We start from the raw sequence: 24,661 nt of genomic DNA on the forward strand, positions 1-24,661 counted from the left end.
CACTCTAACCGGACCCGGCAGGGGCCAGGACCACGTGCGCCCTCGCCTGCTCGCGGGACTCGTCGAGCACCGCCACCAGGTGCCCGTCCGGGGCGAACGCCGCCACGGGTGCGGTCCGTCCGGGCTGCTCGGAGGGTATGCGTCGACCGTGGCCGAGCTCCCGCGCCTCGGCGTCGTCGAGGAGCCGGGCGGTGAGGGTGGCGCGGGCGGCGTCGGCGAGCGGGACGAGGTGCCGGGCCACCGCCCCGTCGAGGGCCAGCTCCTCGAGCGGGCTGGCCTCCTCGATCCGGAGCCCGCCCACCCGCGTCCGTCGCAGGGCGGTGAGGTGGCCGCCGACCCCGAGGGCGGCACCGAGGTCGCGGGCGAGCGCGCGGACGTAGGTCCCCGAGGAGACCTCGACCTCGACGTCCAGGTCCACCGTCCGACCCTCCCGACGGACCTGGCCCACGTCGAAGCGGGCGACGCGCACGGGCCGGGCAGCCAGCTGCACGTCCTGGCCGGAGCGCACCCGCGCGTAGGAGCGCTCCCCCCGGACCTTGATGGCGCTCACGGCGCTGGGCACCTGCTCGAGGTCGCCCGTGAGGTCCCGCACCGCGGCGGCGATCTGCTCCTCGGACAGGCCCGAGGCGTCCGCGGCCGAGACGACCTCGCCCTCGGCGTCGTCGGTGAGGGTGGCCTGGCCCAGACGCACGGTGGCCGTGTAGGCCTTGTCGCTGCCCACGAGGAAGGTGAGCAGCTTGGTGCCCCGTCCGACACCCAGGACGAGCACCCCGGTCGCCATGGGGTCGAGCGTGCCGGCATGGCCGACCTTGCGGGTCCCGCACAGCCGGCGGGCCCGGGCGACGACGTCGTGGCTGGTCCACCCCGCGGGCTTGTCCACGACGAGCAGGCCGTCACCGACGAAGGGCGCCCGCTGCGGGCTGCTCATGCGCCGGAGGACCCCTCGTCGTCCTCGGCGGCCCGCGGCTTGCGGTAGGGGTCGGCCTCGCCGGCGTAGCCCGACTCCTGGCGCCCGGCGGCGAGCTCGGCGTCGCGGCGCGCCACCTCCTGGAGCAGCTCGTCCATGTGCTGGGCGTCCTCGGGCAGCGCGTCCAGGATGAACTCCACGGTCGGCGTGAGGCGGATGCCCAGGCCCTTGCCGACGAAGCTGCGCAGCCGTCCCCGGTAGGTCTGGAGGATCTCCGCCGCCACCTCGCGGTCCTCGTCGCTGCCGAGCACGGTGTAGAAGACGCTGGCGTGCTGCAGGTCGCCGGTCACCCGGACGTCGGTGATCGTCACGAAGCCGACCCGCTCGTCCTTGACCACCTGGGACAGTCCCTGGGTCACCAGCTGCTTGGTCCGCTCGGCGATGCGCCGTGCGCGCGCCTGGTCTGCCATGTCGTCCTCCTCGGGCTGTCGGGCCTTCCCCGACCGGGTAGCGGGGCCGGCCCATCCTACGGAGCCGGTCGTGCCGAGCGACGAGGCCGGTCCTGCGCCCTGGGGCGCGGGACCGGCCTCGTCGTCCGTCTGGTCACCCTCAGGTGCGGGGGATCTCCCGCATCTCGTAGGTGGTGATGAGGTCGTCCGGCTGCAGGTCGTTGAACGACCCCAGGTTGACACCGCACTCGAAGCCCTCGCGGACCTCGGTGACGTCGTCCTTGAACCGCCGCAGGCCGGCGATCTGCAGGCCCTCGGTGATGACGACCCCGTTGCGGGTGATGCGGGCCTTGGCGCCGCGGCGCATCTCGCCGCTGCGCACGAGGCAGCCCGCCACGTTGCCGAACTTGGAGCTGCGGAAGATCTCGCGGACCTCCGCCGTCCCGGTCTCGACCTCTTCGTACTCGGGCTTGAGCATCCCCTTGAGGGCGTTCTCGATGTCCTCGATGGCCTGGTAGATCACCGAGTAGTAGCGGATCTCCACGCCCTCGCGGTCGGCGTAGTCGGCGTTCTGCCCCTCGGCCCGGACGTTGAAGCCGAGGATGACCGCGTCGGAGGCGACCGCGAGGTTGATGTTGTTCATCGTGATCGCGCCGACCCCTCGGTCGATAATGCGCAGGTCGACCTCGTCACCGACGTCGATCTGCAGCAGCGCGTCCTCCAGGGCCTCCACGGACCCCGACACGTCACCCTTGAGGATGAGGTTGAGGGTCTCGACCTTGCCCTGCGCGAGGGCCTGGTTGAGGTCCTCCAGGCTGATCCGCTTGCGGGACTTCGCCAGCGCGGCCTGCCGGTCGGCAGCCTCGCGCTTCTCGGCGATCTGCCGGGCGGTCCGGTCGTCGGGCGCCACCACGAAGGTGGTGCCCGCGCGGGCCACCGTGTCCATCCCGAGCACCTGGACCGGACGTGAGGGAGTGGCCTCGTCGACGTTGTTGCCGTGCTCGTCGAGCATGGCCCGGACGCGTCCGTGGCTGCCGCCGGAGACGATGGCGTCACCGACCCGGAGGGTGCCCTGCTGGACCAGGACGGTCGCGACCGCACCCCGGCCCTTGTCGAGGTTGGCCTCGATGGCCACGCCGCGGGCGTCCTTGTCCGGGTTGGCCCGGAGGTCCAGCGCCGCGTCGGCCGTCAGCAGGACGGCGTCCAGCAGGTCGTCGATGTTGAGCTGGTTCTTCGCCGACACGTCGACGAACATCGTCTCCCCGCCGTACTCCTCGGCGATGAGGTTGTACTCGGTCAGCTGACCGCGCACCTTGGCCGCGTCCGCGCCGTCGACGTCGATCTTGTTGACCGCGACCACGATCGGCACGTCGGCCGCCTGCGCGTGGTTGAGCGCCTCGATCGTCTGCGGCATCACGCCGTCGTCCGCGGCGACGACGAGGATGGCGATGTCGGTCACCTTCGCACCACGGGCACGCATGGCGGTGAACGCCTCGTGACCCGGGGTGTCGATGAAGGTGATCGCGCGCTCCTGCCCCTCGTGCTGGGTGCGGACCTGGTATGCGCCGATGTGCTGGGTGATGCCGCCGGCCTCGTCCCCGCCCACGTCGGCCTGCCGGATGGCGTCCAGCAGGCGCGTCTTGCCGTGGTCGACGTGGCCCATGACCGTGACGACCGGGGGGCGGGCCTCGAGGTCCTCGTCGGACTCGGCGTCCGCCTCGGCCTCGAGGTCGATGTTGAAGGAGCTGAGCAGCTCGCGCTCCTCCTCCTCCGGCGACACGACCCGGATGGTGTAGTCCAGCTCCGCGCCGAGCACACCGAAGGTGTCCTCGTCCAACGACTGGGTGGCCGTCGCCATCTCACCGAGGTGGAAGAGGACGGTCACCAGCGACGCGGGGTCGACGTTGATCTTGTCGGCGAAGTCGGTCAGCGAGGCACCTCGGCGCACGGTGATCGTCGCGCCGTTGCCACGGGGCACGTTGACGCCGCCGATGGCCGGCGCCTGCATCTGCTCGAACTCCTGGCGCTTGGCCCGCTTCGACTTGCGACCGCGGACCTTCCCGCCGCCTCGTCCGAAGGCACCCGCCGTGCCACCACGGCCGCGGGGACCGCCTCCGCGTCCCCCACCGGGGCCGCGGAAGCCACCGGGGCCACCGGGACCGCCGGGTCCGCCCCCACCGGGGCGACCACGGCCACCGCCGCGGGCGGGACGCTCACCGGGACGGGGCACGGCAGCCTGGGCCGGCATCATGCCCGGGTTGGGGCGCGGGCCGCCGGGGCGGGGCCCGGCCGCACCGGCACCCTGACGGCCACCGGGACGCTCAGCACCACGCGTACCTCCAGGACGGGGCATCCCCTGGCTGGTGGCGAACGGGTTGTTGCCCGGGCGCGGCGAACCGCCGCGATCTCCCTGGCCACCGCCGCGGCGGTCGCGGGACTGCCCCATGCCCTGGTTGGAGCTGAAGGGGTTGTTGCCCGGGCGCGGGCCCGGCTTGGCACCGGGCCGCGGGGACTTCGGGGTCGCCTTGGCGGCCGGCGCCTGCGGCGTGGGCGCCTGCGGTGTCGGGGCCTGGGGCCCGGGCTCCGGCGCGGACCGGTCCGGCGCCGACTGCTCCGGCGCGGACGGCTCGGGGGCAGACCGCTCCGGAGCGGTCGGCGCGCTCTCCCGGGGCGCCGGGGTGGCCTCGGGGGCCGCCGGCGTCGGGGAGTCGGCCTTCTCCGCGGCCGCAGCGGAGGTACCGCTGCGGGCGGGGCCGGGCTTGGGGGCGGAGGACGCCGCCGGCTTGGCGGACGACGCCCGGTCCGGCGTCCTGGTCTTGGGTCCGGATCCCGCAGGCGGGTTCTCCCGGATCTTGCGAACGACAGGGGGTTCGATGGTCGACGACGCCGACCTCACGAACTCTCCTTGGTCCTTCAGGTGGGCGAGCAGCTCCTTGCTCTCGACCCCGAGCTCCTTGGCGAGCTCGTAAACCCTGAGCTTTGGCACGGTGTGGTGTCTCCTTGGTGTCTGGCGCCACGACCGAGCCCGCTCGGGGAGGTCGCGACTACTGCTGGTGGGTGCTCATCGCTGAGTACTCATCGGGTGCTCATCAGCGTCAAACCCGCTTCCGGTGTCCTCGATGACAGGCCGTAGCCCGCCCGTCGTGCGTCTCACCGGACCGGTCGGTCCGGCGAGGTCCTTCATCCGCGCTGCTCGGTCGAGTGCCGCAGGACCTCCGCGAGGTCGACCGCCACCGGCGCCGTGAGGCGCAGGGCACGGACGACGGCGCGGCGAGCCACGGCGGACTCGACACACCCGGTGTGTCGGTGCACGTAGGCACCACGCCCCGGGAGACGTCGGCGTTCGTCCGGGACGACCGTCCACGATCCGGCCTCGTCCCGACGAGCCACCAGCCGCAGCAGCGCGGCCTGCTCGTCCCGTCGCCGACACCCCACGCAGGTGCGCACAGGCGAACCCGTCCGCACCGGGAGGTCGACTCCGGTCCGACCCTTCACTCTACACGCTGGCGTCGGGCGACGTGGCCGCAGCCCCGTGCTCGACCTGCTCCTCGGTGTCGGCCCGGATGTCGATCTTCCAGCCGGTCAGCCGGTTGGCGAGGCGGGCGTTCTGTCCCTCGCGACCGATGGCGAGCGACAGCTGGTAGTCGGGGACCACCACGCGCACCTGCTTGGTCCGGGTGTCGACCACCGTGGCCGAGGTCACCCGGGCGGGCGACAGGGCCGCCGCCACGAAGGACGCGGGGTCCTCGTCGTAGTCGACGATGTCGATCTTCTCGCCCTGCAGCTCGGCCATCACCGCGCGCACCCGCTGACCCATGGGGCCGATGCAGGCGCCCTTGGCGTTGACCCCCGGCACCGGGGAGTGCACCGCGATCTTGGTGCGGTGGCCGGCCTCGCGGGCGATGGCCTCGATCTGCACGGTGCCGTCGGCGATCTCGGGCACCTCCAGGGCGAAGAGCCGGCGCACCAGGTTGGGGTGGGTCCGCGACAGCATGACGTGGGGACCGCGCATACCGCGCTTGGCGCTCACGACGTAGCAGCGCAGCCGCTGCCCGTGCTCGTAGCTCTCCCCCGGCACCTGCTCGGAGACCGGGAGCTCCCCCTCGATCGTCCCGAAGTCCACGAGCACGCGGCGCGGGTCGTTGGACTGCTGGATGACGCCGGAGACGATGTCGCCCTCCCGGCCGCGGAAGTCCCCGAGGATCGCGGCGTCCTCGAGGTCCCGCATGCGCTGGGTGATGACCTGACGGGCGGTGGAGGCGGCGACCCTGCCGAAACCCTCGGGGGTGTCGTCGTACTCCGGCCCGGGCTCACCCCGCGTGCCGTCCTCCAGGACGGGCGGGTCCTCCCGCGCCCAGACGGTGACGTGACCGCTGGTCCGGTCGAGCTCGACGCGGGCGTGGCGGGCATGCCCCTCGATGCGCTGGTAGGCGGAGAGCAGGGCCTGCTCGATCGCCTCGGCGATGACGTCCATGGGGATCTCGCGCTCGCGCTCGAGCAAGCGGAGCGCGGCCATGTCGATGTCCATCATGCGTCCTTTCCGTCGGGGCGGGTGAACTCGATCTGGACCTGGGCCCGCGTCACCTCGGACAGCGGCACCAGGTGGTCCTCCCCCTCCAGCCGGAGGCCCTCGGGCCCGGCAGCGAGCAGCCGCGCGGTCGTCGAGCTGCCGTCGGAGCGCACCACGGTGAGCAGGCGACCGACGTTGCGGCGGAAGTGGTCGGGGGTGGTGAGGGCCCGGTCGGTGCCGGCCGAGCTGACCTCGAGGGTGTAGGCACGCTCCCCCATGACGGCGCACCCGTCCAGGGCGGCGGACACCGTCGTCGTGGCCTCGGACACCTCGTCCAGGCTCAGCGGCTCGACCGTCGAGGTGGTGTCCTCGGCGGGGAGGGTGGACACGTCGCGGGCGAGCAGGACCCGGACCAGCCGGCGCCGCCCCGCTTCCTGCACCCTGACGTCGTCGACCACCACGCCCAGACCGGCGCGCTGCAGCGCCTCGGAGGTGTGCTGCGTGATCGTCGCGGCGGCGGCGCGGGCGTCCATGCGGTGCTCCTCGTCTTCTGCTGTCGGCGGGCCGGGCACACACGGGTGCCCGTGGCGGGTGGCCCGGGGGGTGCTCAGCCTACCGTCTGGGAAGATGGCTCCATGCCCCCCGCCGCCACCCCCCGCCGCACCGTCCTGCGCGTGGGCGCCGGCATCGCGACGGCGGCGCTGCTCGCCGGCTGCAGCGGAGAGCGGTTGCGCACCCCGTGGTCGCCCGACCCCTCGGCCGACGCGCAGGAGGGTCGCGCGACGCCGGACCTGCCCCTGCTGACCGATGTCCGGGACCGGGTCGCGACCTACCGCGACCTGCTGGCCCGCACCCGCCCGACCGGGGGACGCCGGGGGCTGGTGCGCACCCTCGACGACGTGTGGGTGACGCAGCAGGAACGCCTCGACCTCGTCCTGCAGGCGCTCGGCGCCGGTGGGGTCGGAGACGGCGGAGACGGCGGAGACGGCGGAGACGGCGGTGCGGCGGTCACCGCGCCCGGAGACGACGCCGCGGCCACCTCCGCCGGCCCGCTGGAGCTGGTGGAGGTCGGGCGCAGGGTCCGGGAGGACCTCTCCACCATGCGCGAGGGTGTCGCGACCTCCACCTCGGTGCACCGTCCGATGCTGCTGTCCCTCGCCGCCCAGCACCTGGCGAGCGCGGAACGCCTCGGGGCCGGGACGGACTGGCCCCCGCTCGTCGGACCGGTCGGGACGGCGGCGGTGCCGGTCCTCGCCCGCACCCGCCCCGCCATCTTCGCGCTGGAGGTCGTCGCGGCGCGCTCCGGCGGCGAGGAGCGCGAGGACTACGAGGAGGTGCTGGCAGCGCTGCGCTCGGTCACCCGCTCCCTCGTCACCCTGGCCGGGGACGCCGCCCCGGTGGCGCCGCTGGGCTACGACCTCCCCGAGCCGCTCGCCGACGCCGACCAGCGCCGCGCGCTCGCGCGGGCCGTGGTGCAGGACGTCGGACCGGCGGTGCTGACGGTCGCCGACCGCGCCGGGCAGGACGGGGACCAGGTGGAGTCCTATATGCGGCTCGTCATGCAGGCCCGCCTCTGGGCCGACCGGCTGGGTGTCGCCGACCAGGCCTTCCCCGGGATGAGCCTGCCCTGAGCGACCCCGGCCGGCCAGGCAGACTGGGGGCATGTCGAACCGTCTGGCCAGCAGCACCTCCCCCTACCTCCTGCAGCACGCGGACAACCCGGTCGACTGGTGGGAGTGGGGCGAGGAGGCGTTCGCCGAGGCTCGGCGACGCGGGGTGCCCGTGCTGCTGTCCGTGGGGTATGCCGCGTGCCACTGGTGCCACGTCATGGCCCACGAGTCCTTCGAGGACCAGGAGGTGGCGCAGGTCCTGGGCGAGGGCTACGTGGCGGTCAAGGTGGACCGTGAGGAGCGCCCGGACGTCGACGCCGCCTACATGAGCGCGACCACGGCGCTCACCGGGCACGGTGGCTGGCCGATGACATGCCTCCTCACGCCCACCGGTGAGCCGTTCTGGGCCGGGACCTACCTGCCCAAGGACGACCTGCTGCGCCTGCTGCGGGCCGCCGGTCGGCAGTGGACGTCGGAGCGGGACCGGCTGGAGGAGGGCGCCGGCCAGGTCGCGGCGCGGCTGCGGGAGGCCTACGCGCGCGCCGGTGCCGTCGAGGGCGGGGGCGAGATCGACCTGGCCGGCGCGGTGGCCACGCTGGCCACCGAGCACGACCCCCAGTGGGGCGGGTTCGGCGGGGCGCCGAAGTTCCCGCCGTCCATGGTCCTGGCGTTCCTCCTGCGCCACCACGCGCGCACCGGCGACGAGGACGCGCTGCGGATGGTGCGCAGCACCTGCGAGCACCTGGCCCGGTCCGGCACCTACGACCAGGTCGGCGGCGGGTTCGCGCGGTATGCCGTCGACCGCGCCTGGGTGGTCCCCCACTTCGAGAAGATGCTCTACGACAACGCGCTGCTGCTGGGGGTCTACACGGACCTGGCGCGCACCGACGAGGCCTCGCGCCCCTGGGCCGAGCGGGTCGTGCGGGAGACCGTCGAGTGGCTCGTCCGCGAGCTCTGGACCGAGCAGGAGGCCTTCGCCAGCTCGCTGGACGCCGACACCGAGGGCGTGGAGGGGGCGACCTACACCTGGACCCGTGCGGAGCTCGCGGCCGTCCTCGGACCCGAGGACGGCGAGGCGGCCGCCGACCTGCTCGGGGTCACCGGGACCGGCACCGTCGAGCACGGCCGTTCCACGCTGCAGCTGCGGTCCGACCCCGACGACCGGCGCTGGTTCGACGCGGTCCGGCAGCGTCTGGACGTCGCGCGGAGCCTGCGTCCGCAGCCGGCTCGCGACGACAAGGTGGTGACCGCCTGGAACGGGTTGCTGGTGGGCGCGCTCGCCCACGCCGGCTGGGTGTTCGGGGAGGAGGACTGGATCGACCTGGCCGCGCGCTGCGCCCGCTTCCTCCTCGACGTCCACGTCGTCGACGGCCGTCTGCGGCGCAGCTCCCGGGACGGCGTCGTGGGCCACTCCCTGGGCGTGGCCGAGGACGCCGGCAACCTCGCCGACGGCCTGCTGGCCCTGCACCGCGCCACCGGGGACGCGCGGTGGCTCGCCGAGGCCGACGACCTGCTCGACCGCGCCCTCGACCTCTTCGGCGAGCCGGACGGCGGCGTCGCGGCCACGGGCCACGACGGCGAGCAGCTCTTCCTCGCGCCGTCGGCCACCGGCGACAACGCCGAGCCCGGAGGGCTGTCCGCGCTCACCGTCGCGCTCGTGCGGGCCGGTGCGCAGGGGTCTCGCGCGGACCGGCTGGAGCGCGCCGGCCAGGCCCTGGCGCGGGTGGCCACCACCGCCCGGCAGGCGCCCCGGTTCGCCGGATGGTCGCTGGTGGCGGCCGAGGAGCTGGCGGCGGGCCCGGTCACCGTGCAGCTGGGGGCGCAGCCGGCGCCGGACCTCGTGCAGGCCGCCCGGCGCACCCCGGTGGGGACGCTCGTGGTGTGTCCGCCGGCCGGTGACGGCGACCCCACCCAGGAGGTCGGGCCCGGGCTGGCGCTGGTCTGCCGCGGGACGGTGTGCGGGCTGCCCTCCGGCGACCCCGCCGACCTGCCCTGACCACGGCGTGCCGGGCCAGGTCGGCCTGCCCGCGCCCGGCGCGGGCGTCTGCGAGCATGGGGGCGTGCGTATCTCCCCGGCCCTGGCCACCCTCGCCGCCGCACTGGTGCTGACGTCCTGCGACGCGGGCGACCCGGCTACCACCCAGGTGGCCCCCACCACCGAGGGGCGCGACGCGGCGACGACGTCCGCGAGCGCGCCGACGACCGACGGCACGGCCGGGTCCGCGGACGGCGGGGCGACGACGAGCACCCCGACCACGGGCGACGCCGCGGCCCGGACCGGGTCCGCGACGACGTCGTCGGGGGCGACGGCGGCACCCACCACGACGGACCCGCGAGACTCGCCGCTGGGCAGCGGCCCCGTGACCATCCTGCTGGTCGGGACCGACTCGCGCGACCCCTCGTCGATGGGCGGCCAGTCCGACACCATCATGCTGCTGCACCTGCCGGAGGACCGCGAGGACGTCGCGCTCATCTCCCTCACCCGCGACATGTGGGTGGACATCCCCGGCCTGGGTCAGGGGAAGATCAACTCGGCGTTCGCCCGGGGCGGGACCGACACGCTGCGGGCCACGGTCTCCGACCTCCTCGGCGGGGTGGAGATCGACTACGTGCTGCAGTCCAACTTCCAGGGCTTCATCAACCTCACCCGGTGGCTGGAGGGCTTCGAGGTCGACAACCAGCACGCCTCGTCCGTGGTGGTCGGCTCCACCGGGCGGGAGGTGGTCTTCGAGGAGGGTGAGATCTGGCTGGAGAACACCGACGGGCTGATCTACGCGCGCCAGCGGCAGACCCTGCCCCTGGGCGACCTCGACCGCACCGAGCGCCAGCGGGCGGTGCTCGTCGGGATGATGGACCGGCTGCAGGAACGCCTCGAGGAGGACCCGCAGGACTTCCCGGAGCTTGTCGCCCACCTGAGGGACAACGTCAAGGTGACCGGCGACCTCGACGTCGCCGACTTCGTCGCCCTCACCCCGCTGCTCACCGAGCTCGACCCCGACGACACCCTCTCCCTCATGGTGCCGATCACGGGCTTCGACATGATCGGCGGTCAGTCGGTCAACATCGTCGACCGGGAGCAGACCGCGGCCCTCGGCCAGGCCCTCCGGCAGGACTCGGTCGACGCCTACGTCGAGCGCTGGGGAACCGGCTACGCCCCCGGGGGCTGACACGCAGGGCCGGGCCCCGAGCAACCCTCTCAGCCCGTGAGCTGCACCCAGGTGTCGTAGCCGATCGTGACGACGAAGGCCACGAGGACCACCACGAAGAAGATCCGGACGAAGCCGCTGCCCCGCGAGACCGCCACCCTGGCGCCGAGGTAGCCGCCGAGGACGTTGGCCGCCCCCATGAGCAGCCCCACCGACCAGATCACCACCCCCTGCGGCACGAAGACGACCAGCGCCGCGAGGTTGGTGGCCAGGTTGGCGATCTTGGCCTTCGCGCTGGCCTCGAGGAAGCCGTACCCGAGGATGCTGACCAGCGCGAAGACGAAGAACGAGCCCGTCCCCGGTCCCAGCGCACCGTCGTAGGCCCCGACGACCAGACCGATGAGGACGGCCCACGCCAGGTGCCGGCGCCGGGCGTGACCGAAGCGCAGGGACTGCATCTGGCCCATCGACGGCTTCAGGAGCGTGATGGCGCCGACGGCGAGCAGCACCCCGAGGATGATCGGGTCGAACGCGGCCCGGGGGATGAGGAAGGCGAGCGCGGCTCCCGCGGCGCTGCCGCAGAACGCCGCGGCCGCCAGCGGCAGCGCCGTCCGCAGGTCGGGCCGGATGCGGCGCAGGTAGGTGACGGAGCTGGTGGTGGTGCCGCAGATCGAGCCCAGCTTGTTGGTCGCCAGCAGCTGCACGGGGCTCGCCCCGGGCAGGGCGACCAGCAGCGCCGGCAGCTGCACCAGCCCGCCGCCGCCGACCACCGCGTCGATGAAGCCGGCGGCGAGCCCCGCGAGCGCGAGGAAGAGCAGGACCCGTGGCTCCAGGTCGACCGACGCCAGCACCGGGGGTGCGGCGCTCAGTCGCCCGGGGTCGGGGCCGAGCCCCGCACCTCGGAGAGCACCTCGGCGACGGCCGCCTCGACCCGCACGTCGCGGCGCTCGCCGGACCGGCGGTCCTTCAGCTCGACGACGCCGTCGGCCAGGCCCTTGCCCACGACGACGATCGTCGGCACGCCGAGCAGCTCGGCGTCCTTGAACTTCACGCCCGGACTGACCTTGGGCCGGTCGTCGAAGACGACCTCGAGGCCCTGGCCGGCGAGCTCGGCCACCAGCCCCTCGGCGTGGTCGAAGACCGCCGGGTCCTTGCCCGTGGCGACGACGTGCACGTCCGCGGGCGCCAGCTCGCGGGGCCACACCAGCCCGAGGTCGTCGTGCGTCGCCTCGGCCACGGCCGCGACCGCACGGGACACGCCGACCCCGTAGGAGCCCATGGTCACCGTGACGAGCTTGCCGTTCTCGTCCAGGACCTTGAGGTCCAGCGCCTCGGCATACTTGCGGCCGAGCTGGAAGATGTGCCCCATCTCGATGCCACGGGCGAGCGTGAGCGGGCCGGCGCCGTCGGGGCTGGGGTCGCCCTCGCGGATCTCGGCGGCCTGGATGGTCCCATCGGCGGTGAAGTCCCGCCCCAGCACGAGGTCGAACACGTGCTTGCCGTGCTCGTCGGCCCCGGTGACCCAGGCCGACCCCTCGGCGACCGAGGGGTCCAGGAGGTACCTGATGCCGGACGCGCGCTCCTCCCCCAGCACGCCGGGGCCGATGTAGCCCTTGGCCAGCATCGGGTAGGCGGCGAAGTCGGCCTCCTCGAAGGGCCGCCAGGTGGCGGGGGCGACCTGGGCCTCCAGCCGCTTGGCGTCCACCTCGCGGTCACCCGGGAGACCGATGGCGAGCGGCTCGGTGCTGCCGTCGGGGTGGGTCAGCAGGACGACGACGTTCTTCAGCGTGTCGGCCGCCGTCCAGGGCCGGCCGTCGGCGCGGGGGTGCAGGGCGTTGCCCTGGTCCACGAGGGTCGCGATGGTGGGGCTGTCGGGGGTGTCCTCGACGTGCGCGGCCGGGGTCGAGGCCACCGTGGCCTCGTCGACCGCCGGCGCCTGGGGCACGACGACCGCCTCGACGTTCGCGGCATAGCCGGACTCCTCGCAGCGCACGAAGGTGTCCTCGCCGATCGGGCTGACCGCGAGGAACTCCTCGCTGGCCGACCCGCCCATGGCGCCGGAGTCGGCGTAGACGATGACGTAGTCGAAGCCGAGCCGGTCGAAGATCCGGATGTAGGCCTCGCGGTGCCGCGCGTAGGCCTCGTCGAGCCCCTCGTCGCTCACGTCGAAGGAGTAGGAGTCCTTCATGATGAACTCACGGCCGCGCAGCAGCCCGGCGCGGGGGCGCGCCTCGTCGCGGTACTTCGTCTGGATCTGGTACAGCGTCAGCGGCAGCTCCTTGTAGGAGCTGAACATGTCCTTGACCGCGAGCGTGAACATCTCCTCGTGGGTCGGGCCGAGCAGCATGTCGACGCCCTTGCGGTCCTGCAGCCGGAAGATGTTGGGGCCGTACTCGGTCCAGCGGCCGGTGGCCTCGTAGGGCTCGCGCGGCAGCAGCGCCGGAAAGGACAGCTCCTGGCCGCCGATGGCGTCCATCTCCTCGCGCACCACCCGCTCCACCTGGCGCAGCACCCGCAGGCCGAGCGGCAGCCAGGAGTAGACGCCCGGTGCGGCGCGCCGGACGTAGCCCGCGCGCACGAGCAGCTTGTGCCCCGGCAGCTCGGCGTCGGCCGGGTCCTCACGCAGGGTCCGCAGGAAGAGGGTCGACAGGCGCAGTGGGCGCGGCACGTGAGGGCACTCCTCGGTGGTCGGTGTGCAGGGGTATGCCGGTGGTCCCGGCGCTACGAGGGTACCTGCCGGCATCGGCGGGTCTCGACGCGATTTCGCTGGCGCCCGCCCACCCCGTCGCCGGGTGCCGGGTCAGCGGGTCGCGGCCACCTCGTCCACGCCCGCCAGCAGCCGGTCCACGTCGTCGGTGCTGGTGTAGGGCGCCAGGCCCACGCGCACCCCGCCGGTCGACCCCAGCCCCAGCCGGTGGGACAGCTCCCAGGCGTAGAAGTGGGAGGCGGGGGCGTTGACGTCCAGCCTGGCCAGGTGGCGGTGGACGGCCGACGGCTCCACCCCCTCGAGGGTGAACAGCAGCGTCGGGGTGCGGTGGGCGGCCCGGGACCACAGGGTGAGCCCCTCGACCTGTCGCAGCCCCTGCTCGGTGCGCTCGCGGAGGGCGTCCTCGTGCTCCTCGACGGCCGCGAAGGCGCTGGTGAGGCGATCCGGGCGAGAGCCGCCCCCGCCCCAGCCCGCGATGACGTCGACGGCCGCCGCCGCGCCGGCGAGCAGCTCGTAGGGCAGGGTGCCCAGCTCGAAGCGCTCGGGAACGGCGTCGCTGGAGGGCACGAGCTTGTCCGGGTGCAGGTCGCCCAGCAACCCGGGCCGCGCGACGAGCACCCCCAGGTGCGGGCCGAAGAACTTGTAGGGCGAGCAGGAGAGCAGGTCGGCGCCCAGCGCCGCCCGGTCGACGCGGGCGTGGGCGGCCAGGTGCACGGCGTCCACGTGCACGAGGGCCCCGACCTCGTGCGCCGCGTCGGCGACGGCCCGCACGTCCGGGCGGGTCCCGAGCAGGTTGGAGGCCCCGGTCACGGCGACGAGCCGGGTCCGCGAGGACAGCACCGACGTGACGGCCTCGAGGGGCAGCTCCCCGGTCGCGGGATCCACCTCGGCCCACCGGACGGACGCGCCCACGGCCTCGGCGGCGAGGACCCACGGGCGGATGTTGGCGTCGTGGTCCAGCGAGCTCACCACGACCTCGTCACCGGCGCCCCAGCCCTGCGTGCGGGCGAGGGTGCGCGCCAGGTCCATGGTCAACGCCGTCATGCTCCGGCCGAAGACCACGTCACCGGGGTCGACACCCAGCAGGTCCCCCAGGGCGGACCGCGCCTGGACGACGACGTCGTCGGCACGTCGCTCGCTGGCGGTGACGACCCCCCGGTTCGACAGGGGGCTGGCCAGGGTGGAGGCGACGGCCGCGGCCACCACCTCGGGCGTCTGCGAGCCCCCGGGGCCGTCGAAGAAGGCGACCCCCGAGCGCAGGGAGGGGAACTGGGCACGGACGGCGGCGACGTCGAGCGGCATACCGACCACTCTAGGCAGGCCCGGGTGCCCGGCCGGTCGGACCCACGCCGTGCACCGGCGCAGGGCTAGGGTCCACGCCATGGATCTCCACGCCGACGCCCTCGTCCCCGTGCGCTCCCCCGGGGTCAGCGGCGACCTGCGCCGGTGGCCGGTGACACCGCTGCCCGGACTGGACCGCGCCGCCCACCTCTGGGTGTGGCTGCCCCCGGGCTACGACGACGACGACACCCGGCACCCGGTCGTCTACCTGCACGACGGGGACAACCTCTTCCTGCGGGAGGCGTCGTTCGCCGGCGAGGTGTGGCACGTGGACCGGGCGATGAGCGCCCTGGCCGCCGAGGGCACCACGGCGATCGTCGTCGGTGTGCCGTGCCACCCGACGCGGCGCGGCGAGGAGTACACCCCGCTCCCCCACCCCGAGCTGGGCGGCGGGCGGGCGGAGGACTACCTGCGCTTCCTCCTCGACGAGCTCAAGCCGGCGGTCGACGCCACGCTGCGGACCCTCCCGGACCGGGAGCACACGGTGGTGGCCGGCAGCTCGTTGGGCGCCGTCGTCAGCGCCCACCTGTGGCGGCGGCGCCCGGAGACGGTCGGTGGCGTCGGGCTGTTCTCCCCGGCGTTCTGGTGGCCGGGCGAGCAGAGCCTGGTCGACCTGGAGGAGGCGCTGGAGGGCGGGCTGACCGGACGCGTCCACCTGGACGTGGGCGGGCGGGAGGACCCCGCCGACCCGGAGCGCGAGCAGCGCTACGTGGCCGACGCCGAGCGGCTGCTGGCCTCGCTGCGGCGAGCGCGGGTGCCGGTGCGCTACGTCTTCGACGCGGTGGCCCACCACCACGAGACCGCGTGGGCCGGCCGCGTCCGGGAGGCGCTGGCCTGGCTGCTGCGCGGGTACGCCGCCCCGGCGCCGCCGCACGTCGACCTCGCCCCCGCGCCGCCCTCCGGCTGACCCGGCACGCGCGACGAGGGTGGGTGGGCGCTCGGCCCACCCACCCTCGGTCACCGTCGGCCCGGGCCGGGAGGCCCGGGCCACGCGTCACTCGTGCTCGCCCACCACGTCGTGGTCGTGGCCGTGGTCGTCGCCGCCCAGCGGACCCGCGAAGGTGTGCTCGGGACCGGCCGGCTCGGGCACGGTGAACCGACCCGGGATCCTCGCGCCCGCGACCCCGTTGACCGCTTCGGTGGAGGCGGCGTAGGTGAACACGGCGAAGGCGACGGCGTCGGCGTTCACCGACAGCGCGTGCTGGTCGACGTTGTCGAGGGTGTCGCACGCCTGGTGGTAGCACGGGTCGAAGGCCTCGCCGGCCACGCCGCCCCAGATCGCCTCCTGCTCCTCGGTCTTGACGACCTCGGCGCCGGTGAACAGCCCACCGGAGGGGATGCCGTTGTTGATGAAGGCCTGGTAGTCGCTGCGGCCGCTGAAGGCGGAGTCGTCGTACGGCTCGCCGCGCAGCGTGTAGAACGACTCGAAGGTCCTCTCGATGTCCTCCGACCCCTCGGGGACGAGGACCGGAGCCTCGAAGCTCGACTCGTCGGCGTCATACACGCCGAAGTAGTAGTTCGGCGAGCCGATCATGTCGAAGTTGAGGTAGAGCGCGATCTCGTCCAGCTCCGCCTGGGTGCGCTGCTCGACCCACTCGGTGGAGCCGATGAGCCCCAGCTCCTCGGCTCCCCACCAGGCGAACCGCACCGTGTTCTGGGGCTTGGACTTGCTCATCTGCTGGGCGACCTCGAGCAGTCCGGCCGAGCCGGACCCGTTGTCGTTGATGCCCGGCCCGGCCTGCACCGAGTCCAGGTGGGCACCGGCCATGACGACGTTGCCGTCGGTCTTCCCGGCCAGCTCGCCGATGACGTTGGCGGAGGTCGCCTCGAAGAAGTCGACCTTGACCTGAGCGGTCGAGCCCTCCTGGGCGAGCGCCTCGCCGGCGGCGAAGCTGGTGCCGACGACGGGGATGCTCGCCTCGAAGGGCAGCAGCGTGGGGTTGACCGCGCCGAACCTGTCGCCCCCGGTCGTGCCGGGGTCACCCTGGTTGAAGATGACGACGGCCTCCGCGCCGGCCGCCTGCGCGTTCTGCGCCTTCAGCCCGAAGGCGCAGGAGCCTCGCTGCACGAGCGCGATGTCGCTCGGTCCGGAGAGGTCCAGCCCGGCGAAGTCCGCCGCCTCGCACCCGCTGCTGTTGGCGCGGTCGCCCGAGAGGTTGACGTCCACCGGGACGACGTCGCCGCTCACGTCCCCTTCGCCCGTGCCGGTGGCGTCGTTGGCCGGGTAGTCCGCCGCGACGGGCGTCAGCTGGCGCAGTGCCACGTCGGCGGCGTCGTAGGTGAACGGCACCACCTCGGCCGACCAGCCGGCCGCCTCCAGCGTCTCGACCACGTAGTCGACGCTGGCGTCGTAACCGGGCGTCTGGTCGGCGCGGTTGCCGTCGTTGGCGTCCGCGATGGCCTGGAACGCCTCGAGGTGCTCGGTGACGCCCTCGGCCGTCACGCACTCGAGGAGCTTGGCGTAGGTGTTGTTGGTGCGGTTGTCGCAGCCGTTCGTGGCCGGAGCCGCGCCGGAGGGCGCGGCGACCAGGGCGGAGGCGACGAGGGCGCCGGCGGCGGCCGCGCCCAGCGTGCGCCGGGGGCGCAGGCGGTGGTTCATGAGGACTCCTTCGTCACTCGGTGGACGGGCCCGCTGGGACGGGGGCCCGCGAGTCAACCTAGACCCGGGGCGTGGGCTTGGCCAGTACCGACCCGAGGCTCTGCCGCGGCGTTATGATGACATGGAGCCATGACCCCGACCGCGACCGGTACCGACCCGCACCGTTGGCTCGAGGAGGTCGAGTCGCCCGAGGCCCTGGAGTGGGTGCGCGAGCGGTCGGCGGCCAGCGAGGCCGCCCTGAGGGCCGGCCCGGCCTTCCCCGCGCTGCACGACGGCATCCGCGACGCGCTCGAGGCCAGTGACCGCATCCCCCTCGTCGGCCAGGCGGGCGACCACCTCTACGGCTTCTGGACCGACGCCGAGCACCCCCGTGGGGTCTGGCGTCGCACCACCTGGGAGTCCTACCGGACCGACGACCCGCGGTGGGAGGTGCTCGTCGACGTCGACGCCCTCGCCGAGGACGAGGACGTGCCGTGGGTGTGGCAGGGGGCGAGCCTGCTGCGCCCGGAGCGCGACCGGGCCCTGGTGCACCTGTCCCGCGGCGGCTCGGATGCCGGCACCACCCGGGAGCTCGACCTGACCTCCGGGCGGTTCGTCACCGGGCCCGAGGGCTTCGCCAAGCCCGAGGCCAAGGGCCGGCTGACGTGGCGGGACCACGACCACGTCTTCCTCACCACCGCCGACGACCCGACCGGCGCCACCCGCTCGGGCTACCCGCGGACGGTGCGGCTCTGGCGCCGCGGCACCCCGGTCGCCGACGCCCGGGTCGTCCACACCGTGGGCGAGGAGGACCTGGGGGTGTTCGTGCACCACGACCAGGAGCGCGACCAGACCGTGCTCACCAGGGTGCCGGCCTTCTACCGCGAGCAGGCGCTCGTCCTGACCCACGACGGGGTGCAGGCGCTCGACCTGCCCGAGACGGCCGCGATCTCGGTGCACGGGGACCAGGTGGCCGTCGAGCTGCGCCACGCCTGGCGGCCGCGGCCCGGGCTGGAGTACGCACCGGGCTCGCTGGTGGTGGCACCGCTGGCGGCGGTCCTGGCGGACCCGGCCTCGGCGGGCTGGACCTGCCTGGTCGCCCCGGACGAGCGGTCCGCCCTGGTCGGGCTCACCTGGACCGCCCACCAGCTCGTCACGACCACCCTGCACGAGGTCCGGCATACCGTGCAGGCGCACCGCCGGACGTCGCAGGGGTGGGTCACCACCGACCTCACCGAGGCTCTCGAGGTCGGCCTGCGGACGGTGAGCCTGTCGGCCGTCGATGACCACGAGAGCGACGACCTGTGGGTCGTCACGACCGGGTTCCTCGACCCGATGACCCTCTCGCTGGCCCATCTCGCCGAGGGGCAGGAGCTGCGGCTCGAGTCGCTGCGGCGCGCGCCGCAGCGCTTCGACGCCACCGGCCTGGAGGTGACCCAGCAGTGGGCCACGTCGGCGGACGGCACCCGGGTGCCCTACTGGCAGGTGGGCCCCGTCGACCTGCCCGAGGACGGCTCGACGCCGACGGTGCTGCACGGCTACGGCGGGTTCGAGCACGCGCTCACCCCCGCCTACGACCCCATCGTCGGCCGGGCCTGGCTCGCGCACGGACACGTGCACGTCGTCGCGGGCATCCGTGGGGGCGGGGAGTTCGGGCCGCGCTGGCACCAGGGTGCCCTCCAGGAGCAGCGCCACCGGGCCTACGAGGACTTCGTCGCGGTCGCGCGGGACCTCGTCGCCCGCGGCATCACCTCCGTGCCGCGGCTGGGCACGACCGGCCGCAGCAACGGCGGGCTGCTGGTGGGCAACATGCTCACCGGCTACCCGGAGGACTTCGGGGCGGTCGTCTGCCAGGTCCCGCTGCTCGACATGGCGCGCTACCACCACCTGCTGGCGGGCGCCTCGTGGATGGCGGAGTACGGCGACCCCGACGACCCGGAGCAGTGGGAGTGGCTGCAGACGTTCTCGCCCTACCAGCGGTTCGACCCGGCCCGTCCGACGCCGCCGGTCTACCTCGCGACGTCCACCCGTGACGACCGCGTGCACCCCGGTCACGCGCGCAAGATGGCGGCGCTGCTGGAGGAGCACGGACGCGACGTGACGTACTGGGAGAACACCGAGGGTGGGCACGGGGGCGCCAGCACGGCCGCCCAGTGGGCGACCTGGCACGCGCTGGCCTGGGCCTTCCTGCACGAGCGCCTCACCGGCTGAGCCGGCCCGGGGGCGGACCCTCAGAGCAGAACCGTGGCGAAGGTGCCGGTCTGCACCATCCCGACCCGACGGTAGGTCGCCAGGGCCGGGGCGTTGAAGTCGTTGACGTAGAGGGTGACGACCGGGGCGACGTGCCGGATGGTGTGCTCCACCACGGAGGCCATCGCCGGCGCCGCGAGACCCTGGCCGCGCCACCGCGGGTGCACCCACACCCCCTGCACCTGGGCCACCCCGAGCGCCACCGAGCCGAGGTCGGCCTTGAAGACGACCTCCCCCTCCTCCACCCGCACCAGCGTGCGCCCCTCGTCGACGAGACCGGCCACCGCGCCACGGTATGCCGTGGCGTTGCCCCGGTAGGGCGGGTAGCCGATCTCCTCGGTGAACATCGCCGCGGCCGCGGGCAGCACGAGGTCCACCTCCTCGGGGCGCGCGGTCCGCACCTGCCGGTCCAGGGGCACACCGACCTCGCTCGGGAGGACCTGCATGGTCATGACCGGCTGGTTGCGGCGCACCTCGCGCGGCTCACCCCAGTGCCGGCGCAGGCGGCCCCACAGGTCCAGCACCTGGTCGGCCGGGCCGAAGACCGAGCTCGCCGTCGCCCGGCGCTTGACCACCGCTCCCGCCAGCGCCCCCAGGGCCCGCGGGCTCGCACCGACCGGGACCACGTTGGCCGCGCACCAGCAGAGGGCGTGCTCCCCGCCGGCCTCGTAGCCGTAGAGCGGTCCGCGGGTGCCGACGAGACCGCTCTCGCGGATGCGTGCGGCGACGAAGACGTTGGTCACCGGGTCCTCGGCGCACACGTCGAGGGCGCGCCGGACGTCCTGCAGACCGTAGGCGCGCACGCTCGACGTCCCGGAGCCCAGGGTGCGCAGCATGCCCCCAGCCTGCCCCACCCGTCGCGCTCGTGCGACACGGGCCCGCGCGACACACCTGACGAGCCACGACGTCCGGCTCCGTGCCCTTGCGGGACCGGTCGGGGCAGGGCAGGATCGGAGGGCACCACGGGACGTCCACCACCGGAAGGCCACCATGCAGCCTCGAGCACTCGACCCCGCCAGCCGAGAGCAGGCGATCCAGGCCCTCAAGGAGTCGGGCTCAGGAGGTCGACCGCTCGACGTGCTCGTCGTCGGGGGCGGGGTGACCGGGGCCGGGGCGGCCCTCGACGCCGCCACCCGCGGTTTGTCGACCGTCATCGTCGAGGCGCAGGACTGGGCCTCCGGCACCTCCCAGTGGTCCACCAAGCTCGTGCACGGCGGCCTGCGCTACCTGCAGATGCTCGACTTCAAGCTCGTGCACGAGGCGCTCACCGAGCGCGGGCTGCTGCTCAAGACGCTGGCCCCGCACCTCGTCAAGCCCATGCCGTTCCTCATCCCCCTCGAGCACCGGGTGTGGCAGCGCGCCTACTACGGCGCCGGGGTCACGCTCTACGACGTGCTGGCCAACATCATGCCCGGGCGACGCGCCCTGCCGATCCACCAGCACACCACGCGCGGCGGGCTCAGCAAGCAGTTCCCCGACCTCCGCCACGACACCGCCATCGGCGCGGTGAAGTACTACGACGCCACCGTCGACGACGCCCGGCTCGTCTCCACCCTCGTCCGCACGGCGCACACCTACGGCGCCCGCGCGGCCAGCCGCACGGAGGTGGTCAGCATCGTCAAGGACGAGCACGGCAAGGCGATCGGTGCCGAGCTCGTCGACCTCGAGACCGGTGAGCGCTTCGAGGCGCGGGCCGAGCACGTCATCAGCTGCACGGGCGTGTGGACCGACGACGTCTCCGGGCTGGCCGACACCGACGGCGGGCTCAACGTCCTGGCCTCCAAGGGCATCCACCTCGTCATCCCCCGCGAGCGCATCCAGGGCACCTCGGGTCTGTTCCTGCAGACCGAGAAGTCGGTCCTCTTCTTCATCCCCTGGTCGCGCTACTGGATCCTCGGGACCACCGACACCCCCTGGGAGCTGGACCGGCAGAACCCGGTGGCCACCGCGGCCGACATCGACTACGTGCTCGAGCACGCCAACGCGGTGCTCAAGACGACCCTCACCCGGGACGACGTCGTCGGGTGGTATGCCGGGCTGCGCCCGCTGCTGCAGCCCGGCACCAAGGAGGGCACGGACTCGGCGAAGGTGAGCCGGGAGCACACCGTCGCCAGCCCCGTGCCCGGGCTCACCGTCATCGGTGGCGGCAAGCTCACGACCTACCGGGTCATGGCCAAGGACGCCGTGGACTTCGCGCTCGGCGGCCGGGCCGCGGACCTGCCGTGCGTCACCGACCAGATCCCGCTGCTCGGGGCGGTCGGCGAGGCCGCCATGCGGCACCGGATGCCGGCCCTGCGCGAGCGGTTCGGCTGGAGCGAGCAGATGACCGACCACCTGCTGCACCGCTACGGCTCGTTGGTGGAGGAGCTGCTGGAGCTCATCGAGGAGGACCCCTCCCTGGCCCACACCCTCGAGCACTCGACCGCCTACCTGCGCGCCGAGATCGCCCACGCCTGCCGCACCGAGGGCGTCCTGCACCTCGAGGACCTCATGATGCGGCGCACCCGGCTCATCTACGAGGCCCCCCGCAAGGGCCTGGACACGGTCCCCGAGATCGCCGAGATCGCCGCTGCCGAGCTGGGCTGGGACGAGCAGAAGAAGCAGGCCGAGATCGAGGCCTACACCGCCCGCGCGGAGGCGGAGATCGCAGCCGCCGCCGAGCCGGACGACGAGAGCGCCGCCCGGGTCCGGGACCACCTCGGTGAGGTCGCCCCGCTCCAGGCGATGGGGGCGGGCAAGGACGCCTGACCCCCGGGGGTCCCGGACGCCCGTCCGGGCCCGTGAGCACAGAAAGGATCCTGCGACGTGGGAGAGATCTTCATCTCAGAGGTGCTCGGCACGATGATGCTGCTGCTCTTCGGCTGTGGTGTGGTGGCCAACGCCATCCTCCCCAAGACCAAGGGCACCGGGGGCGGCGCGAGCGCCGCCTGGCTGCTCATCAACTTCGGCTGGGGTCTCGGCGTCTTCGCCGGTGTCTTCACCGCCTACAAGTCCGGGGCGCACATCAACCCGGCGGTGACCATCGGGCTGCTGGCCAACGGGGCCGAGGAGTTCGCCCCGGGCGTGGCCGCCAGCGTCGGCAACGCCGTGATCTACATCCTGGCGCAGCTGCTCGGGGCCTTCCTCGGTGCCGTGCTGTGCTGGGTGGCCTACAAGCAGCATTTCGACGCGGACGGCGACCCGGCCGCCAAGCTCGGGGTCTTCTCGACCGGGCCGGAGATCCGCAACTACGGCTGGAACTTCGCCACCGAGGTCATCGGCACCTTCGTGCTGGTCTTCGTCGTCATCATGTTCGGCAACACCCCCAACGAGCTCGGTCCTCTGGCCGTGGCCCTGCTCGTCGTCGGCATCGGCGCCAGCCTCGGCGGGCCGACCGGCTACGCCATCAACCCGGCCCGTGACCTCGGTCCGCGCATCGCCCACGCCGTCCTCCCCATCCCGGGCAAGGGCACCAGCGACTGGGGCTACTCCTGGGTGCCGATCGCCGGCCCGGTCGTCGGCGGCATCCTGGCCGGCCTCGTCGCCGCGCTGTACGGCTGACACCCAACCCACCCACAACGACGTGAAGGAGCGCATCCATGGCTGACTACGTCCTGGCCATCGACCAGGGAACCACGAGCACCCGTGCCATCGTGTTCACCAAGAGCGGCGAGATCCACTCGGTCGGGCAGAAGGAGCACGAGCAGATCTTCCCGAAGGCCGGATGGGTCGAGCACGACCCGGCCGAGATCTGGCGCAACACCAAGGAGGTCATCGGCACCGCCCTGGGCAAGGGCGGGATCGGCAACGACGACCTGGCCGCCATCGGGATCACCAACCAGCGCGAGACCGCGGTGGTGTGGGACAAGAACACCGGTGAGGCCGTCTACAACGCCATCGTCTGGCAGGACACCCGGACCGACAAGGTCGTCGCCGAGCTCGCGGGCGAGGACGGTGCGGACAAGTACAAGCACATCTGCGGGCTCCCGCTCGCGACGTACTTCTCCGGGCCCAAGGTCAAGTGGATCCTCGACAACGTCGAGGGCGCGCGGGAGAAGGCGGAGGCCGGTGACCTGCTCTTCGGCAACACCGACAGCTGGACGGTCTGGAACCTCACCGGCGGCACCCAGGGCGGCGTGCACGTCACCGACGTCACCAATGCCTCCCGCACCATGCTCATGGACCTGCATTCGCTCAGCTGGTCCGAGCAGGTGGCCTCCGACATGGGCATCCCGCTGTCCATGCTGCCGGAGATCAGGTCCTCGGCGGAGGTCTACGGCGAGAGCACCAAGCTGCACGTGCCGATCGCCGGCATCCTCGGCGACCAGCAGGCGGCGACCTTCGGCCAGGCCTGCTTCGAGAAGGGCATGAGCAAGAACACCTACGGCACGGGCAACTTCATGCTGCTCAACACCGGCACCGAGATCGTCCCCAGCGAGAACGGCCTGCTCACCACGGTCTGCTACAAGATCGGCGACCAGGACGCGGTGTACGCCCTCGAGGGCTCGATCGCCGTGACCGGCTCGCTCGTGCAGTGGCTGCGGGACAACATCGGGCTCATCTCGGACGCGCCGGAGATCGAGCAGCTGGCGACCCAGGTCGACGACAACGGTGGCTGCTACATCGTGCCGGCCTTCTCCGGGCTCTTCGCGCCCTACTGGAAGGACGACGCCCGCGGCGCCATCGTCGGTCTGACCCGCTACGTCAACAGGAACCACATCGCCCGCGCCGCCCTGGAGTCCACCGCCTTCCAGACCCGTGAGGTCGCCGACGCGATGAACGCCGACTCCGGTGTCGAGCTGACCGAGCTGCGGGTGGACGGCGGCATGGTCGCCAACGAGACCCTCATGCAGTTCCAGGCCGACATCCTCGGGGTCGACGTCGTGCGCCCCAAGGTGGCCGAGACGACCGCCCTCGGGGCCGCCTACGCCGCGGGCATCGCCGTGGGGTTCTTCAGCGGCGAGCAGGACGTCATCGACAACTGGGAGGAAGGCCAGCGCTGGAGTCCTCGGATGAAGGACGCCGAGCGTGACCGGCTCTACCGCCAGTGGAAGAAGGCCGTGACCAAGACCTTCGACTGGGTCGACGAGGACGCCGAGGCGGCGGAGGAGGCCGTCGAGGAGGCCGAGAGCAGCTGACCGGCATCGATTCGGTCACGATCCGGCCCGGGTGAGCGCGTTTCGC

Annotated in this window: 19 protein-coding genes; 8 read left to right on the top strand and 11 right to left on the bottom strand. The window is 73.3% G+C overall.

Going from position 1 to position 24,661, the window contains the following annotated elements:
- Window positions 1-4: 4 nt before the first annotated feature.
- From truB to FHD63_RS09235, 6 genes are all read right to left on the bottom strand, one after another.
- Window positions 5-928, bottom strand: coding sequence for a tRNA pseudouridine(55) synthase TruB (gene truB / locus FHD63_RS09210; RefSeq protein ID WP_139721804.1), 924 nt, complete (start codon window positions 926-928; stop codon window positions 5-7).
- Complete coding sequence (rbfA, locus tag FHD63_RS09215) at window positions 925-1,377, bottom strand: 30S ribosome-binding factor RbfA (protein ID WP_139721805.1); 453 nt, start codon at window positions 1,375-1,377, stop codon at window positions 925-927. The genes truB and rbfA overlap by 4 nt, the downstream gene beginning before the upstream one ends.
- Window positions 1,378-1,516: 139 nt before the next feature.
- A complete protein-coding gene (gene infB / locus FHD63_RS09220) occupies window positions 1,517-4,342 on the bottom strand; it encodes a translation initiation factor IF-2 (RefSeq protein WP_139721806.1) in 2,826 nt (941 codons plus the stop codon).
- Between the two features lie 194 nt (window positions 4,343-4,536).
- Window positions 4,537-4,851 carry a DUF448 domain-containing protein gene (locus tag FHD63_RS16890; protein WP_139721807.1) on the bottom strand — a complete coding sequence of 105 codons (315 nt, stop codon included), beginning with the start codon at window positions 4,849-4,851 and terminating at the stop codon, window positions 4,537-4,539.
- A 1-nt stretch (window position 4,852) separates the two neighbouring features.
- A complete protein-coding gene (gene nusA / locus FHD63_RS09230; protein WP_139723080.1) occupies window positions 4,853-5,884 on the bottom strand; it encodes a transcription termination factor NusA in 1,032 nt (343 codons plus the stop codon).
- Entirely contained in the window at window positions 5,884-6,399 is a 516-nt protein-coding gene (locus FHD63_RS09235) for a ribosome maturation factor RimP (RefSeq protein WP_139721808.1), read from the bottom strand. The genes nusA and FHD63_RS09235 overlap by 1 nt, the downstream gene beginning before the upstream one ends.
- Before the next feature lie 102 nt (window positions 6,400-6,501).
- Here FHD63_RS09235 and FHD63_RS09240 point away from each other — a divergent pair, with 102 nt between their 5' ends.
- The 3 genes from FHD63_RS09240 to FHD63_RS09250 all read left to right on the top strand — a co-directional run bounded on the left by FHD63_RS09240 (window position 6,502) and on the right by FHD63_RS09250 (window position 10,643).
- The gene (locus tag FHD63_RS09240; protein WP_139721809.1) at window positions 6,502-7,497 is read left to right on the top strand and encodes a DUF4439 domain-containing protein; all 996 of its coding nucleotides are present in this window, start codon (window positions 6,502-6,504) and stop codon (window positions 7,495-7,497) included.
- Window positions 7,498-7,528: 31 nt separating this feature from the next.
- On the top strand, window positions 7,529-9,472 hold the full coding sequence (locus FHD63_RS09245; RefSeq protein WP_139721810.1) for a thioredoxin domain-containing protein: 1,944 nt from the start codon (window positions 7,529-7,531) through the stop codon (window positions 9,470-9,472).
- A gap of 64 nt (window positions 9,473-9,536) precedes the next feature.
- Window positions 9,537-10,643, top strand: a complete 1,107-nt coding sequence (locus FHD63_RS09250; RefSeq protein WP_139721811.1) for an LCP family glycopolymer transferase — start codon at window positions 9,537-9,539, stop codon at window positions 10,641-10,643.
- Between the two features lie 29 nt (window positions 10,644-10,672).
- Here FHD63_RS09250 and FHD63_RS09255 read toward each other — a convergent pair whose 3' ends face one another.
- The 3 genes from FHD63_RS09255 to FHD63_RS09265 all read right to left on the bottom strand — a co-directional run bounded on the left by FHD63_RS09255 (window position 10,673) and on the right by FHD63_RS09265 (window position 14,631).
- Window positions 10,673-11,473 carry a TSUP family transporter gene (locus tag FHD63_RS09255; protein ID WP_139721812.1) on the bottom strand — a complete coding sequence of 267 codons (801 nt, stop codon included), beginning with the start codon at window positions 11,471-11,473 and terminating at the stop codon, window positions 10,673-10,675.
- A gap of 14 nt (window positions 11,474-11,487) precedes the next feature.
- Window positions 11,488-13,290, bottom strand: coding sequence for a proline--tRNA ligase (locus FHD63_RS09260; RefSeq protein WP_238705607.1), 1,803 nt, complete (start codon window positions 13,288-13,290; stop codon window positions 11,488-11,490).
- 132 nt (window positions 13,291-13,422) lie between these two features.
- Window positions 13,423-14,631: a cysteine desulfurase-like protein gene (locus tag FHD63_RS09265; protein ID WP_139721813.1), complete on the bottom strand. Its 1,209-nt coding sequence runs from the start codon at window positions 14,629-14,631 to the stop codon at window positions 13,423-13,425.
- Between the two features lie 79 nt (window positions 14,632-14,710).
- On the opposite strand from FHD63_RS09265, the gene FHD63_RS09270 reads away from it, so the two are divergent.
- On the top strand, window positions 14,711-15,577 hold the full coding sequence (locus FHD63_RS09270) for an alpha/beta hydrolase (RefSeq protein WP_139721814.1): 867 nt from the start codon (window positions 14,711-14,713) through the stop codon (window positions 15,575-15,577).
- A gap of 87 nt (window positions 15,578-15,664) precedes the next feature.
- On the opposite strand, the gene FHD63_RS09275 is transcribed toward FHD63_RS09270, so the two are convergent.
- A complete protein-coding gene (locus FHD63_RS09275; RefSeq protein ID WP_139721815.1) occupies window positions 15,665-17,269 on the bottom strand; it encodes a M20/M25/M40 family metallo-hydrolase in 1,605 nt (534 codons plus the stop codon).
- A gap of 129 nt (window positions 17,270-17,398) precedes the next feature.
- Between FHD63_RS09275 and FHD63_RS09280 the strand changes: the two genes are divergently transcribed.
- The gene (locus FHD63_RS09280) at window positions 17,399-19,459 is read left to right on the top strand and encodes a prolyl oligopeptidase family serine peptidase (protein WP_139721816.1); all 2,061 of its coding nucleotides are present in this window, start codon (window positions 17,399-17,401) and stop codon (window positions 19,457-19,459) included.
- 20 nt (window positions 19,460-19,479) lie between these two features.
- Here the strand turns inward: FHD63_RS09280 and FHD63_RS09285 are convergent, their stop codons facing one another.
- Window positions 19,480-20,334 (bottom strand): GNAT family N-acetyltransferase, encoded by an 855-nt coding sequence (locus FHD63_RS09285; protein ID WP_139721817.1) that lies wholly within the window; start codon window positions 20,332-20,334, stop codon window positions 19,480-19,482.
- A 154-nt stretch (window positions 20,335-20,488) separates the two neighbouring features.
- On the opposite strand from FHD63_RS09285, the gene FHD63_RS09290 reads away from it, so the two are divergent.
- Genes FHD63_RS09290 through glpK form a run of 3 tightly spaced genes read left to right on the top strand, consistent with a single transcriptional unit; the run spans window position 20,489 to window position 24,615 of the window.
- Window positions 20,489-22,246 (top strand): glycerol-3-phosphate dehydrogenase/oxidase, encoded by a 1,758-nt coding sequence (locus FHD63_RS09290; RefSeq protein WP_139721818.1) that lies wholly within the window; start codon window positions 20,489-20,491, stop codon window positions 22,244-22,246.
- Window positions 22,247-22,303: 57 nt separating this feature from the next.
- The gene (locus FHD63_RS09295) at window positions 22,304-23,038 is read left to right on the top strand and encodes an MIP/aquaporin family protein (RefSeq protein WP_139721819.1); all 735 of its coding nucleotides are present in this window, start codon (window positions 22,304-22,306) and stop codon (window positions 23,036-23,038) included.
- A gap of 38 nt (window positions 23,039-23,076) precedes the next feature.
- Window positions 23,077-24,615: a glycerol kinase GlpK gene (glpK, locus tag FHD63_RS09300; protein WP_139721820.1), complete on the top strand. Its 1,539-nt coding sequence runs from the start codon at window positions 23,077-23,079 to the stop codon at window positions 24,613-24,615.
- The last annotated feature ends 46 nt before the right edge of the window (window positions 24,616-24,661 follow it).

The sequence above is a fragment of the Serinicoccus chungangensis genome (assembly GCF_006337125.1).
Lineage (GTDB): Bacteria > Actinomycetota > Actinomycetes > Actinomycetales > Dermatophilaceae > Ornithinicoccus > Ornithinicoccus chungangensis.

Coding starts and splice junctions, on each gene's coding strand:
- FHD63_RS09235 (WP_139721808.1), bottom strand. CDS start 6,399: ATGGACGCCCGCGCCGCCGCCGCGACGATCACGCAGCACACCTCCGAG.
- rbfA (WP_139721805.1), bottom strand. CDS start 1,377: ATGGCAGACCAGGCGCGCGCACGGCGCATCGCCGAGCGGACCAAGCAG.
- FHD63_RS09270 (WP_139721814.1), top strand. CDS start 14,711: ATGGATCTCCACGCCGACGCCCTCGTCCCCGTGCGCTCCCCCGGGGTC.
- FHD63_RS09290 (WP_139721818.1), top strand. CDS start 20,489: ATGCAGCCTCGAGCACTCGACCCCGCCAGCCGAGAGCAGGCGATCCAG.
- FHD63_RS09285 (WP_139721817.1), bottom strand. CDS start 20,334: ATGCTGCGCACCCTGGGCTCCGGGACGTCGAGCGTGCGCGCCTACGGT.
- FHD63_RS09245 (WP_139721810.1), top strand. CDS start 7,529: ATGTCGAACCGTCTGGCCAGCAGCACCTCCCCCTACCTCCTGCAGCAC.
- glpK (WP_139721820.1), top strand. CDS start 23,077: ATGGCTGACTACGTCCTGGCCATCGACCAGGGAACCACGAGCACCCGT.
- FHD63_RS09280 (WP_139721816.1), top strand. CDS start 17,399: ATGACCCCGACCGCGACCGGTACCGACCCGCACCGTTGGCTCGAGGAG.
- truB (WP_139721804.1), bottom strand. CDS start 928: ATGAGCAGCCCGCAGCGGGCGCCCTTCGTCGGTGACGGCCTGCTCGTC.
- FHD63_RS09240 (WP_139721809.1), top strand. CDS start 6,502: ATGCCCCCCGCCGCCACCCCCCGCCGCACCGTCCTGCGCGTGGGCGCC.
- nusA (WP_139723080.1), bottom strand. CDS start 5,884: ATGGACATCGACATGGCCGCGCTCCGCTTGCTCGAGCGCGAGCGCGAG.
- FHD63_RS09265 (WP_139721813.1), bottom strand. CDS start 14,631: ATGCCGCTCGACGTCGCCGCCGTCCGTGCCCAGTTCCCCTCCCTGCGC.
- FHD63_RS09275 (WP_139721815.1), bottom strand. CDS start 17,269: ATGAACCACCGCCTGCGCCCCCGGCGCACGCTGGGCGCGGCCGCCGCC.